General features: G+C 43.0%; 12 protein-coding genes. 10 read left to right on the forward strand and 2 right to left on the reverse strand.

The genetic code is table 11. From position 1 onward, the window contains the following. Positions 1–129: 129 nt before the first annotated feature. Positions 130–738 carry a riboflavin synthase subunit alpha gene (locus ED652_RS15155; protein ID WP_122055354.1) on the reverse strand — a complete coding sequence of 203 codons (609 nt, stop codon included), beginning with the start codon at positions 736–738 and terminating at the stop codon, positions 130–132. 161 nt (positions 739–899) lie between these two features. Here ED652_RS15155 and ED652_RS15160 point away from each other — a divergent pair, with 161 nt between their 5' ends. After that, positions 900–2,270, forward strand: a complete 1,371-nt coding sequence (locus ED652_RS15160) for an MATE family efflux transporter (protein ID WP_122055355.1) — start codon at positions 900–902, stop codon at positions 2,268–2,270. A gap of 114 nt (positions 2,271–2,384) precedes the next feature. On the opposite strand, the gene ED652_RS15165 is transcribed toward ED652_RS15160, so the two are convergent. Continuing rightward, positions 2,385–3,227, reverse strand: coding sequence for a DNA ligase (locus ED652_RS15165; protein WP_122055356.1), 843 nt, complete (start codon positions 3,225–3,227; stop codon positions 2,385–2,387). A 294-nt stretch (positions 3,228–3,521) separates the two neighbouring features. On the opposite strand from ED652_RS15165, the gene ED652_RS15170 reads away from it, so the two are divergent. The 9 genes from ED652_RS15170 (at position 3,522) to ED652_RS15210 (ending at position 14,665) form a co-directional block, all read left to right on the forward strand. Further along, entirely contained in the window at positions 3,522–3,848 is a 327-nt protein-coding gene (locus ED652_RS15170; RefSeq protein ID WP_017105482.1) for an STAS domain-containing protein, read from the forward strand. Between the two features lie 69 nt (positions 3,849–3,917). Then, positions 3,918–4,751, forward strand: coding sequence for an OmpA family protein (locus tag ED652_RS15175; RefSeq protein WP_122055357.1), 834 nt, complete (start codon positions 3,918–3,920; stop codon positions 4,749–4,751). Continuing rightward, the gene (locus ED652_RS15180; protein WP_122055358.1) at positions 4,748–6,847 is read left to right on the forward strand and encodes an SLBB domain-containing protein; all 2,100 of its coding nucleotides are present in this window, start codon (positions 4,748–4,750) and stop codon (positions 6,845–6,847) included. The genes ED652_RS15175 and ED652_RS15180 overlap by 4 nt, the downstream gene beginning before the upstream one ends. Continuing rightward, a complete protein-coding gene (locus tag ED652_RS15185; RefSeq protein WP_122055359.1) occupies positions 6,847–7,536 on the forward strand; it encodes a tyrosine-protein kinase family protein in 690 nt (229 codons plus the stop codon). Before ED652_RS15180 ends, ED652_RS15185 begins: the two co-directional genes overlap by 1 nt. Positions 7,537–7,582: 46 nt before the next feature. Next, positions 7,583–8,410, forward strand: coding sequence for a phosphate/phosphite/phosphonate ABC transporter substrate-binding protein (locus ED652_RS15190; RefSeq protein ID WP_122055360.1), 828 nt, complete (start codon positions 7,583–7,585; stop codon positions 8,408–8,410). A 42-nt stretch (positions 8,411–8,452) separates the two neighbouring features. Then, a complete protein-coding gene (locus ED652_RS15195) occupies positions 8,453–10,825 on the forward strand; it encodes a response regulator (protein ID WP_122055361.1) in 2,373 nt (790 codons plus the stop codon). Between the two features lie 522 nt (positions 10,826–11,347). Next, entirely contained in the window at positions 11,348–12,340 is a 993-nt protein-coding gene (locus ED652_RS15200; RefSeq protein ID WP_122055362.1) for an ABC transporter substrate-binding protein, read from the forward strand. A gap of 200 nt (positions 12,341–12,540) precedes the next feature. After that, a complete protein-coding gene (locus tag ED652_RS15205) occupies positions 12,541–13,440 on the forward strand; it encodes a proline/glycine betaine ABC transporter permease (RefSeq protein ID WP_122055363.1) in 900 nt (299 codons plus the stop codon). Further along, positions 13,433–14,665 carry a glycine betaine/L-proline ABC transporter ATP-binding protein gene (locus ED652_RS15210; protein ID WP_122055364.1) on the forward strand — a complete coding sequence of 411 codons (1,233 nt, stop codon included), beginning with the start codon at positions 13,433–13,435 and terminating at the stop codon, positions 14,663–14,665. Before ED652_RS15205 ends, ED652_RS15210 begins: the two co-directional genes overlap by 8 nt. Positions 14,666–14,743 lie beyond the last annotated feature (78 nt).

Genomic DNA, 14,743 nt, shown 5'->3' on the forward strand with positions numbered 1-14,743 from the left:
TCTGACAGCTCTGGAGGATCGTTCAACCGATCACTTTAGTCCTAACTGATCGGCATTATACCTGATGTGCTCTTTTTACTATTTATAACGATATCTTAATAACTCAAACCATAAACCTTGTTGTTCAGGTCACTTCTGATTTGCGAGTACGCGTTCTACGGTATCAACGATAGCTTGTGTTTGAGGGTCGAATTCGATGTTCACATCGTCCCCTGCTTCACGGCCACCAAATAGAGTGCGATTCAGCGTTTCTGGGATTAGATGTACGGAGAAACGATTGTCTTCCACTTCACCAATCGTTAATGAACAACCATCGACGCCAATGTAGCCTTTGCTCAGAACATATTTCATCGATGCTTCTGGCAGTTCGAACCAAAGTGTACGGTTGTTTTCCGTTTTAATCACTTCGACTAACTTAGCCATAAGTGCGATGTGCCCAGACATGCTGTGACCACCGATCTCGTCACCAAACTTAGCGGCGCGCTCGACGTTTACTTGGTCACCAACATCGAGTTGGCCTAAGTTGGTTAGTCTTAGTGTTGCTTGCATGAGATCAAATGAGATTTGGTTACCTGAGATTTCAGTAACGGTTAAGCAACAACCGTTATGAGCGACTGAAGCACCAATCGCTAATCCTTCAACCATCTCATCGTTTAACTCAATGGTATGAGTCTGAAACAACACTTTTTTGTTGATAGCAACCAGTGTAGCCATGCCTTGAACGATACCTGTAAACATAAGATTCCTATTTAGCATTTTAGTAACAGTTTTTCATAGCAAGTATTGTGACATTTCTTTATGATTCGTCCAGTGGAAGCTCAAGATCAGTGTCTCTGATTCCTTCAGAATGTCTATTCCTACGCTATTATTCTAATTTTCTCTCTTATTTGGAGTTGTTTGTGCATCGTTACAAAGAAGAAGCCTCTAATTTAATCAAACTTGCGACCCCAGTTTTGATCGCATCAGTTGCACAAACCGGAATGGGTTTTGTTGATACCGTTATGGCCGGTGGCGTAAGTGCTATTGATATGGCGGCGGTTTCGATTGCAGCAAGTATTTGGTTACCATCCATTCTATTTGGCGTGGGTCTATTAATGGCGCTTGTTCCTGTAGTGGCACAATTGAATGGCTCGGGTCGCCAAGTAAAGATTCCATTTGAGATTCAGCAAGGTGCGTTTTTAGCGCTAGTCATCTCTCTTCCAATCATTGGCGTGCTCTTTCAAACGCAACTGATACTTGAATGGATGGACATTGAACAACTCATGGCAGACAAGACCATCGGTTATATGAATGCCGTGATGTTTGCTGTTCCTGCATTTTTGCTGTTCCAAACTTTAAGAAGTTTTACCGATGGTATGTCTTTAACCAAACCCGCAATGGTTATCGGTTTTATCGGCTTATTATTAAACATCCCGCTTAACTGGATGTTTGTATACGGAAAGCTAGGTGCGCCTGCTCTTGGTGGCGTTGGCTGTGGCGTAGCGACGGCAATCGTCTATTGGGTGATGTTCGCTTTATTATTTGCTTACGTTTTAACATCGAAGCGTTTAGCGAAAATTAATATCTTTGGCACGTTCCATAAGCCACAGTTAAAAGCCCAAATCCGTTTGTTCAAACTTGGTTTCCCGGTTGCCGCTGCAATCTTTTTTGAAGTAACGCTATTTGCAGTCGTTTCTTTATTGGTGGCACCATTAGGCTCATTGATTGTTGCCGCGCACCAAGTCGCGATTAACTTCTCTTCACTCGTGTTCATGATTCCAATGAGTATTGGCGCTGCGGTGAGTATTCGTGTTGGCCATAAATTGGGGCAAGGCAACACAGAAGGCGCAAGAATAGCGACACATGTGGGCATTATTGTTGGATTAGTAACGGCGTTTATGACGGCTGCCCTAACCGTGTTGTTCAGAGAACAAGTTTCGCTACTTTATACTGAAAACACGGCAGTTATTACCGTTGCCATGCAGCTGTTGTTGTTCGCTGCGGTATATCAATGTACGGATGCAATTCAAGTGATTGCGGCGGGTGCTTTGCGCGGATACAAAGACATGCGTTCGATCTTCAACATTACCTTCGTTGCTTACTGGATACTTGGTCTTCCTATCGGCTATGTATTAGGAATGAAAGACTGGATAGTTGAGCCTATGGGCGCACATGGTTTCTGGATTGGTTTCATTGTTGGTCTTACGTCTGCAGCCATTATGTTGGGGATGCGCCTACATTGGATGCACAAACAAGACGACGATGTTCAGCTAGAATTTAGTTCTCGTTAATTACTAACGTAAATCCAGTATATAAATAAGCCTCAAGAGCTCTGAATTGTCAGGGCTCTTTTTGTTTCTGTTAACTTCAAACGCTCTAGTTTGAATACAGCTAATGCCTTAATTTTAATACTCACTCTTTTCTCGAACAAAGCGTGCAAACTTGGGCTTTCCGTTTTGCGTAAGGCCGTTATAGCGGAAGGTAATTCGACTGCCGATTTCTGGTGGAGCCAACCTCATCTTATCGCTAAACCCACTCCCAATATAAAATTCAACGCCCTCTTCGGTGTACACCAATATCGAGCCCATCATGCCTTTGTACTTTCCGGTTCCACCTTTGTAACCAATGACGGTTGCTTCGGCGTCATGATGTCTTTTGAGCTTCAACAGGTCGTTGCTTCTTCCTGCTTGATAACGACTGGTGATCTTACGAAGCATAATGCCTTCACCATTCTCTTCATCGATGCTGTCTAACTGCTCGAATAACAACTCTTCATTGGGTATTGGAAAATGTTCGATGTAACCAATATGCTTTTCATCAATGATACTCGCCCAATGGAGAATGTTGTAATAACGTTTTTGATAATCTCCAGCAGCACCAGGCATGTCAAAAAGCATGAAGTCGATTTTCCGCCACGCAGTATCACTGGGCGTATGATCTAAAACGGTTGATTGAACAATATGGAAGTTACCTCGCCCTGCCCATAACTCACCTTCTAAGTGAACTTTAGGAAGTTTTGCGACAAACCACTTAGGGACATAAATTCGATTGCCGTTACGTGTGTATAGATGCTCGCCATCCCACAATGCTCTAATACCGTCCAGTTTTTCGCTTTTCCAATATTGAGAGACATCTATCCCTTGTTGATAGGTATTGGCGAGCACCAATTGCTCGGGTGGTAAATAAGAAGAATGGGCAGGTAAAGTACACGCCCACAACGTCGCTATAGCCAGTTTGGTTAACCTCATTATTCACTCCGTATTATTCACTCCTTTCATCCTATGTGTTCAACAGAGTTGATATCAGGAATTAAATAAACGATGCGATCCAAACGTCAACATTATTTAACCCTTGATTTCATTCACCAAATTAATACCTAGTAGCTCTCAAAAATTCACTCATTTTTAGTTCTCATATTGAGAAGTCCTATTTCTCAATATGACACCTGAACAACCAATCGTGCTAACTTATTGAAAATAAACGATATAAAAGTTGGCACATTCAGTGCAATTGTAAACACATGCATTCAAGGAGATAACACTATGGAATTACGTAAAATTGACTTAAACACTACGACACTGACTCTTTCTATTTTTGGTGATTTAGACGCAGCAGGTAGTCGCGATGCTCAAACTGACATCGATGATGTTATTTCAAACGACGGTCATCAAGAAATCGAAGTTGATTTCAGCCAAGTACAGTTTCTTGATTCATCGGGTGTGGGTGCAATCGTCTACATGTTCAAACGTCTTACAGAACGTGAAAGAAACATGCGTTTAGAAAACGTTTCAGGACAACCTCTAGAAATCATGAACTTACTTCGTATTGGTCACGCAATCCCTGTTAACTCAAAAAGTCCTGCTAATTAAAAAAGATCCACTAAGCTAGAAGTAAGTATCTAAAAATAATAATAAAAAGAAAAAACAAAGGACGTTGGCATGAAACTACTTAAAAACTACATAGCCCTTTCTCTGTCTGCTCTAGTTCTGGGTTGCACAAGCTATCCAGAGCAAGGCACAGGCGGTTTGGCTGAAAGCTACGATCCACTTAATTACCAGAATTCTGACTTCTCACCTGTCATGCCTGACGAGCCTCTTGGTCCTGAACATGGACTACGTTTTGATTGGCAACTCGCAAAACTGCATTTAGATGCGTTGATTCAAGAAGGCGCGCGTTGGTGCTTCCCTGCTGCTGTTGTTCAAGCCATTCAAAAACAAAACCGAATCGCACGAGAACTCCAAGGTGGTCTTCTGTTAGATGCAGCCAACGACCTTGTTATCCAAAGAAAACGTCTTAACGAACTTGATGTTCAACTCGACTATGTGACCTCTCAAGCGCGCTGTGAACCACCTAAAAACGAAAACCAATTCCGCATGCAGTTATCCGTGATTCAACAATTGTATGAGCTGCTTAATGTTGACAACCAATTCGCGCAAGACTCTACCGAAGTGAATCCTAAATATATGGGTAAACTGGCTGAAGCATCTTACATTTTGAAAGAAAACAAATCTTTAGACCTTATTGTTACAGGACACGCAGATGCGAAAGGTTCTGAAGAGTACAACGATAAATTGGCACTAGGACGCGCAAAACAAGTCGAACGCTACCTCACTATCTTTGGCCTAAGCCCACAACGAATCAAAGCCGTATCTGTCGGTGGAACGGTGCCACTTTTTGAGGGTGAATCTGACGGAACCTTGCTGACCAACCGTCGAGTAAGCATTGAAGTCATCTCGCCTGAAAACGCAGCGAAGATGGGAGGTGCACTATGAAATCACTAATCACTTTATTCATCACATTCTCATTGTGCTTCGCGAGTTTCGTTCAAGCTAATGATGAGTTTTCTGATGCGGTACAAGTCGGTGACCTTATCCAAGTTAATGTTCCTGGTGAAAGCACTCTCAATACTGGATTCCAAGTTGATAAACGTGGACGAATTACCCTTCCTGAAGTCGGAGCGGTATTCGTGGCAGGTTACAACAATGAGCAACTAAACAAAGTCGTTCTTGAATCTTTAGCATCAGCTTACAAAGACCTATCAAACGCATCCGTGTATGTGAAAGAGCAACAAATCATCATTTCGGTACAGGGTTACGTGAAAGAACCGGGCGAATATACGTTGGCGCTCGGCTCAAGTGTTCAAATGGCACTTTATGCAGCGGGTGGTTTACGCTCAGGTGCACAGTTAGACAAACTGATCCTGAAACGTGGCTCTGATAAAAAAGAGTTCAACTACAAACGTTTTCTAGACTCTGGGGATGAAGCTAACCTACCAACACTACAATCACTTGATTCTCTGTTCGTTCCCGCTTCTCCACTTGTCGGTAATATTGAACAAGAGTTTGATCCAGCCAAGCTTGCTAACTCTGGTGACAGTGCCGACTCTCGCAATGCTATTAAGGTGTTTGGTGAAGTAAACGCGCCGGGGTCATTCACGTACAAGGAAAACACTGACCTCGTTGATGTACTAATGCGATCGGGCGGTGTGACTCGCTATGCCAGCGTTGAGCAAATCCGTGTTATCTCTAACAACACACCTACTCTATTCAACCTTAAACGCTACCTAGACTCTGGTGATGAAAGCTTATTGCCTGTTCTTCGTCCCGGCTCAACCATTTTTGTGCCTAAGCAAGAAGAAGAGATTAAGTCTGGTGCCAATATGGTCTACGTGATGGGTGAAGTTGCCGCTCCCGGCGCTTTTGAAGGTAAGAGGGACGCGACCTTCATGGATATCCTTGCGAATGCTGGCGGTCCGACTCGATTTGCAGAATCACGTCAAATACGTGTGATCAAAGCCGATGGCAGAGTGATTAAATTCGATTTAGCGGCGTACACCGAAGGCTTACCTAACTCTAACCCACCGAGTATTAAAGCCGGTGACGCGATTTTCGTTCCAGAAAAGACCGACATGAACGAGAAGTCTTGGTTAAAGATTGCGCCAGACAGAGCGGTGAATGTCATTGGTGAAGTAAACCGACCTGGACGTATTGAATGGTCAGACGAAATGAACTTCATGGGATTATTGGCTCACGTTGGTGGCCCGACATTACGAGCTGACACGTCAAAAATTGAAGTCGTGACGGGTAGAAAGATGGTTGTGTTTAATCTTGATGATTTCATTCGAAATGGCGCGCCACGCGATCAACTTCCATACATTCGCGCAGGTTCTATCGTGCGTGTTCACGATTTACCACAAGATCCTTCAGACAACAAATCACAATGGGTTCGTCAAAGCTCAGACGCATCAATCTATGTCTTTGGACAAGTGAATGCACCCGGTCGTTACCGCTTCACTAAAGACATGCATTTCTTAGACATACTGTCAGCGGCTGATGGTCCAACTAAAGATGCCGACATACACAATATTCGTGTCACACACCGCGACAAAACTTATTCTAAAGTAAGTAAACTGAACCTATCACTGTACTTTGAAACGGGTGATGAATCATTACTGCCGAACGTAACCACTGGCGACACCATTTACATCCCAGAGAAAGGTAAGAACTGGTTAGACACACCCAAAGAAGAAACCGTTCGAGTGCTTGGGGCTATCAATAATCCGGGTCGTTATGTGTTTAACGACAACATGACCATCTTAGATATCTTGGCGGAAGCGGCAGGCCCTACTGATAACGCTTACGTAGAGAAAATCACCATCGTGAACATGTCTTGCTGCCAAGGCCAAGCGCGTACCTTCGACCTTGTTGAGTTCAGTAAAACCGCGAACATTTACAACCTTCCGGTATTGCGTGCAGGTGATACGATTTACATCCCTGACCGTCGTGAAAGCTTTATCGAGAAAGCACGTGTTGGTTTAGATGACATCCTTCGTATTACGACCACTATCGTGTTAATAGGAGCGCTATAATGACTATTTCAGCAACGCATGCCGAAGTTGAACAACTGTACTTGGCTTCTGAACTGAATGGACAACGCTCTATTTGTGTCACCGCTTGTCATTCAGGTGACGGCGTAACATCTATTGCTACGGCCTTAGCGGAACGCTTTATGTTAGCGGGTCATTCTACCCTGTATGTGGATCTCAATTTATTTAATCCGGCATTCAAAGACTTACATATGTTGGAAGAAAAGCAACAAGGAAGACTCATTGAACATGTTGACTCTCAACGCCTTTTTATGGGGGTTCCAGCCCCTCAAGTTACTTCAACTCAACTGGCTTACAAAGACCCAGAAACGCTGAGTAAAGTGGTAAGCCAATGGTTAGAAACATACGAAAGAGTGGTTGTCGACACTTCGCCTCTGCTGAATATTAATAAAGGCAATATACCCGCCCAATCTGTAGCAAGTGCTTGTGATTGCACATTACTTGTTGTCGCGTACGGAGAAACTTCAACGCACAACTTAATTCAAGCAAAAAAGCTACTTGATGCACAAAATATCTTGCTTCTTGGATGTGTGATGAATATGAAACACTCCCCCAGTTTCGCTAATGAATTGATACGACAAGTAAATAAACTGAAGCTCCTTCCTCGTTCACTACGAGAGAAGATTAAAAATTCGATATCTAGAAATGAGTTTCTCAATTTACCTCTATAAGTGTCACTACAAAATTACGATGTCTCTAAGATAAGGAAGGGAATCTATGAAAAATCTAGCGTTACTAACATTGGCTTTGTTACCGACATTAACTTATGCAGAGACCTTCACATTTGGTATTGTTCCTCAGCAATCTGCAAGTAGACTCGCGCAGCAATGGACCCCAATACTCGCGAGAATAAGTAAAGAAACGGGTCACACAATCATCTTTGAAACCGCTAAAGATATCCCTATGTTTGAGCAACGTCTTGCTAATGGTGACTACGATTTTGCGTATATGAATCCTTTCCACTTTGTTACTTTCAATAACAGCGTTGGCTATAGTGCGATGGCCAAAGCCAAAGACAAACGCCTAAAAGGTATCATGGTAGTGCGTAAAGATAGTGGTATCACAAGCTTGGAACAGTTAGACAACACCACCCTTGCCTTCCCCGCACCTGCAGCATTTGCGGCAACGTTACTGACTCAATCTGGCCTGAAACAAAGAAACGTTCATTTTGAACCTAACTATGTCTCTTCACATGATTCAGTATACCTTTCTGTGGCCAAGGGTTTTTATCCATCTGGAGGCGGTATCATCCGAACCTTCAACGCATTAGCCCCGGAAGTTAGAGACCAGCTAACTCCTATCTATACCTCCAAAGGTTTTACACCTCATGCTATCGCTAACCACCCGAGAGTCGACTCAGAGGTAGTACAAAAAGTTCAAGCCTCTTTTGTTCAATTAGCCCAGAACGAAGAAGGAAAAGCGTTACTTTCGCCACTAAGAATTAAAGCTTTTGAAATAGCAGTTAATGTCGACTGGGATGATGTTCGTGCATTAAACATTAAACAGAAAGACACCATGCCTATGACCGTAAACAAGGATCAATAGTTGCGGTAAGTTTGGGGAAAGCACCACGGTAAGGATACGCTGATGACTTTTAGAACAAAAACAATCATTGGGATAGCTTCGATAGAGATAGTGATGCTTATGGCTCTTGTCATAAGTGCAATGTCATTTCTGTCGGGTTCGAATGAACAGCAACTTATCAAACGTGCGCAGGCAACTTCTCAACTGTTTGCCCGCGCAACCAAAGACGCAGTGTTATCCACTGATATCGCAACATTAGACGATATTGTAAAGGAGATAATGACGATTGAAGATATCGTCTATGTCAAAGTGGAGCGTAATGAAATATTGCTGAGTAGCGCCGGGGATCCAGACTATTTCAGTAAAGAAATTCAGGTCGACACGAGCTTATCCAACGTCAATGATGGCATATTCGATACGTACTACCCATTTGAAAGTGATGGACTAAAGTACGGTTCAATTTCAATTGGGTTTACAACTTCTTCGATAAATTCGATGCTGACAGACGCTAAGAAAACCATCAGTTCAATCGCCTTAATAGAGGTCATTCTTGTTGCCATCTGCTCCTTTATTTTAGGTACTTACCTAACGAAACATTTGTATCAGCTTTCGTTTGCTGTAAAAAAAGTGAGAACGCACGGGCCAGGTTTTCAATTGAACATAAAAAGTGACGATGAACTTGGTGACGTAATTAACGCATTTAATGATATGTCTACCTCTTTGTCTAAAAACTACACGGATATCAAACAAGCCAGAGAACAAGCTGAGCAAGCTTCTGAATCTAAAAGTCGATTTTTGGCCTCTATGTCTCATGAGATTCGAACCCCTATGAACGGTGTTCTTGGTATTTTATCTTTATTAAAAGAGACCAAGTTAACAAAAGATCAAAGCCACTTAGTTAATACAGCTTCAACATCGGGAGAACTACTTTTATCTATCATTAATGACATATTGGACTTCTCTCGTATGGAAGCCCATACGCTCACTCTTGAACAAACAACCTTTTCTCTCCAAGAGTGTATCCACAGCACCATTGATAGCTTTGAGCCGAGTGCCAACGCGAAAAATATCCAGCTTGTTACACCTTATCAGCCTGACCTACCCGTAATGGTGGTCGGCGACGTTCACCGCTTTCGACAAATCTTATTGAATTTGATAGGTAATGCGATCAAGTTTACTTCCGAAGGTAGTGTTACCGTCAACGTTGAGACTAATGAAACCGCAGATAATAAGGTAGAGATTACATGCCAAGTCGCCGACTCTGGGATCGGTATTGAATCCAACGCAATGAGCTATTTATTTGAAGAGTTCACCATGGTGGACCAAGGATATTCAAGACGTCGTGACGGTTCTGGTCTGGGCCTTGCCATTTGTAAACACCTAGCGAAACTGATGGATGGCAACATATATGCAAGTAGCGAGGAAGGTGTCGGTAGTACCTTTACCTTTTCGGTAATTTTGGAAAAAGCATCAAACTCAGCTGAAAAACGTCGTTCTAGTTCTTCGTCGGTGACGTTAAACCCTAAAATTTTAGCCAGCCGTATCCTAGTAGCTGAAGATAACAAAGCAAATCAACTCGTTATCATTAATATGTTTAAAAACGCAGGGATGATCATTGATATCGCGAACGATGGGAACCAAGCTGTCGATATGGTAAAAAATAATGATTATGACTTCATCTTTATGGATATTTCTATGCCAGAAAAAGATGGCCTACAAGCATGTTCCGAAATCAGAAACTTACCCAACAATCAAAAGGCGTCAGTGCCGATCGTCGCGCTGACTGCACATGCACTCTCCGGAGATAGAGAGCAGTTTTTAAATCAAGGCATGGATGACTACCTTGCAAAACCAATGAGAATGTCACATATCGCTGACATGTTGCACCTCCACCTTGTTACCAAACAGGAACATGCTATTGAGTGCAAACCTGATACAGTGAAGGTATCTCAAAATAGCGAGCCTACAACTTCAGATATTCAGGCAAGCGGTACTTCTGACGAACCATATGCAACAGAGGGTTCTGAGGCTCTGGATGACCACAAAAACCAAATAGCCAATCAGCCGCTAACGGAAATTCAAGAATCTGATCTGGTTGATGAGCAAATTCTTGAACAAATGGTTGAAGATACCTGTGCCGAAGTGATGCCAATGTTGATCGAACACTATATTGTAGAGTCTGAAAGCCGCATAAAACTGATTCAAAAAGCTGTTGTGGAACAAGACCTGTCGAACCTAGAGTTTGAAACTCACACCTTGGGCAGCTCCTCGCTCGCACTTGGGAACCGTCGCTTATCTGTGTTAGCGAGGAAAGTCGAAAAACTGTGTTATGAGCAACAATCTGAGTTGGCGTTTTCTAAAGTCGATGAGCTAGTAGCGATTGCCAAAGAATCTATGACTGCTATCGAGAAACGAAGAGAACGAGGTTTTAATTAGGCTGTGCGCTGCGGCTTATTTCTCACTCCCCTAATATCTTCTTTCACTCCTCTGTTTACTCCAACCACATACCTGACTAGAGCCTCTTTCATTAATCTGGCAAGGTTCGGTCAATGACGTACATTACTATTCAATGCATTTTACATGCAAATTGTAGGGTTTAGTGACTTTTCAAAACAAGTAGCACACAAAATAATTACGTTATGTGACTCAGTCTAATAAAGCACATTGTAGATTGAGTCAAAGGTGGAATTCACGAGAATATTCCCTAAGATTATATATAGAGGTGGTTTTTGACGAATTTGTAATAGTTTGACAAAGTTATCCGATGGCTGTGAAACACAGTGGATAAATCAAGCAAATCACACTTTATGCTTTGTTGGTTTATCTATTCATATTCCCTCCATCTCTCCTTCTGCTCAAATGGTTCAAATACACGGAAAGGATCACCATCGAGCAATTTAGTTAGTCAACAGAACTTGATTAGCTTGGTTGTATTATTAAAGAGAAAGGAAACTCAATATGAAATACAAGTTAAGCTCCGTATTTTTGTTAGTTGCAGCAGCCAGTGGTCATGCTAACGCTGGTGAATGTGGCAGCGTAACAATCGCAGATATGAACTGGAACTCTGCAACTTTAATCGCCAACATTGACCAATTCATCCTAGAACACGGTTATGGTTGTGATGCCGAACTCATCCCTGGTGACACAATGCCAACAGGCACGTCGATGATTGAAAAAGGTCAACCGGATGTTGCTCCAGAACTATGGAGTAACAGCCTCAAAGACGCGCTCGATAAGGGTGTTCAAGAGAAGCGTCTTCGTTACGCAGGTAAAGCCCTTGTGGACGGTGGTGAGGAAGGTTTTTGGGTTCCTGCTTATTTGGTTAAGCAATATCCAGAGATGGCAACCATTGAGGGCGTCCGCAAAAACGCTAGCTTGTTTAAACATCCAGAAGACCCAGATACATCTGCATTTTATAGCTGCCCAGCAGGTTGGAACTGTCAAATCAGTGCCGGTAACTTGTTTGAAGCTCTTGACCTAGAAGAGAGTGGTTTCACCATTGTGGATCCAGGCTCGAGTGCCGGCTTATCTGGATCTATCGCTAAAGCTTATGAACGTGAAGAAGCTTGGTTTGGTTATTACTGGGCACCAACCGCGGTGTTAGGTAAATACGATATGGTCAAAGTTGACTTTGGTAGTGGCGTCAATGAACAGGAATTTTTGAACTGTACCACTAAAGAAGACTGTGATTCCCCTAAAGCAACCATGTACCCGCCTTCACCTGTTCACACTGTCACTACTGAAGACTTCGCATCAAGAGCTCCAGAGGCTTATGACTACTTCACTAAACGTGGTTTCACTAACGACAAAATGAACTCACTTCTTGCTTGGATGGAAGACAACCAAGCAGATGGTGAAGAAGCGAGTATCCATTTCTTGAGTGAATTCCCAGAGATATGGCACCCATGGGTATCCCAAAAAGTCGCGAAAAAAGTAGAAGCTGAGCTGTAATCGCTCTTGCTAAATAGATGAAAATAATAGGAATAAATAACGTCGCTATACTTGATGTTATTCAATATTCGGAGTCCTAAGTTTCAGTCACGATGATGTTAAGCGTTATCGCGACTGAAATCGTCTATCTCGCTCGTTATTCTCGTTATTCAACAGCGACTTAAGACGAACTTAAAGACACCGAACTATAAGGATATAAAATGGCTGACAGCAATTGGTTATCAAGCTTTCCTGAAATGGAACGCTCTGATTTGCGAGCAATTAAAAAGGCGCTAGATGGCGCTTACCGTGAATTTTCCCGTGAATACGGCGAAATGATTGAATCATTATTTGACCCTCTTCTTTCTTTCCTTGTTTGGTTCGAAAAACTTCTCATTTCCACCCCGTGGATTATCGTTCTTGGTGTCTGCACCAGCTTGGTATATGCCGCGAGTCGCTCTTGGAAACTGGCATTAGGTTGTGTGGTTTCATTGCTTCTCATTGGTTACTTTGGAATGTGGGAAGATACCATGCGGACACTCAGTATCATTACCGTGTGTACCTTAGTCTCAATATTCCTCGGAATCCCTATTGGTATTGCGATGGCACGTTCTAATCGTGTGCAGTCAATTGTGACGCCACTCCTCGATATCATGCAGACCATGCCTGCGTTCGTATATCTTATTCCAGTGGTTATGCTGCTTGGCATCGGTAAGATCCCTGGCCTGATCGCCGTAGTTATCTATGCAATTCCACCGGTGATTCGTCTAACCAACTTAGGTATTCGTTTGGTCGACAAAGAAGTCTTAGAAGCCGCAACCGCGTTTGGTGCGAGCAAGAAACAACGTTTGTGGGGTGTTCAATTGCCTTTAGCGATGCCAACCATTATGGCGGGTATCAACCAAACTATCATGATGGCGCTATCTATGGTGGTTATCGCATCGATGATCGGTGTTAAAGGCTTAGGACAACCGGTACTTAAATCGATCACCAATCAATACTTCACATTAGGCTTGATGAACGGCTTTGCCATCGTTGCCCTCGCGATTCTATTTGACCGAGCTTCACAGGCTTATGCGCGTAGAACTAATGCGCATCTAGGAGGGTTAAAACATGACTAAACCATTGATTGAAATTAGTGGTCTTTACAAAGTGTTTGGACCAAAGCCGATGTCTGTGATGAACCGTGTGACAAACGGTGAACACAAAGACGATATATTGGCAGATACTGGGCATACCGTCGGGTTGAAAGAGATCAACCTAAAGATCAACCGCGGTGAGATCTTCGTTATCATGGGCCTTTCAGGCTCTGGTAAATCAACTCTAATTCGCCACTTCAACCGTCTAATTGACCCGACTCAAGGTAAGATCACGGTTGAAGGCATTGATGTAATGAGCCTCAATACCAAAGAGCTTGAAGAGTTTCGTCGTCACAAGATGTCGATGGTTTTCCAACGCTTTGGTTTAATGCCTCACCGTACTGTGGTTGAAAACGTTGCATACGGACTCGAAGTTCAAGGCATAAAGAAAGAAGACCGTTTAGCGAAGGCTAATGAGTGGCTAGAAACCGTTGGCTTGAAAGGTTACGGTAATCAATACCCCGCTCAACTCTCTGGTGGTCAGCAACAACGTGTCGGTTTATCACGAGCTTTATGTACCAACGCTGAAATTCTACTTATGGATGAAGCTTTCTCGGCGCTGGACCCTTTAATTCGAAGCGAAATGCAAGATCAGCTGATTGAGCTACAAGAAAAGCTTCATAAAACCATTATCTTCATTACCCACGATCTCGACGAAGCACTTCGTTTAGGAGACAGAATCGCGATTTTGAAAGATGGTGAATTAGTCCAACAAGGTACGCCTCATAAAATTCTGTTGAACCCTGCAGATGATTATGTAGAAGCGTTCGTAAAAGACGTAAACCGAGCACGCGCGCTTACCGTTGAAACGGTAATGCAACCTCCTCTATACCGCATTACTTCGGAAACCATTGAAGGTGCTCTGGCTCAGATGAAGATGCTGAAAAACGATTACGCTTATCACGTGACCGATGACGGCTATCAGGGCTTAGTGACCCAAGAAAGTCTTCAAGATGCGGTTGAAGATTCTTCTGTGCATGACTTCAGTGAAGAGATCTACGAAGAAGTACCAGCGGTATTGCCAGATGCCGTTATTGAAGAGGTTCTGCCTGATACCATGTCTTGTGATTACTCTCTTCCTGTTGTCGACGAAGAAGGCAACCTGAAAGGCGAACTAGAACGAAGCGCTGTTGCTGAGATCTTCACCGAAAATAGCGAGGAAGAAGTAGAGCCTGCCCCAAAGTTAAAAATTGATAAAGCCTCTTAACTGAGTGCCACTTGTCGTGTTGTCATTTAGCTTTGTCGTAAACGGCCTTTCATACAGATAGAAACCAAGGTCGTTGCG

Source organism: Vibrio sp. Evd11 (genome assembly GCF_900382755.1).
Classification (GTDB): Bacteria; Pseudomonadota; Gammaproteobacteria; order Enterobacterales; family Vibrionaceae; genus Vibrio; species Vibrio lentus.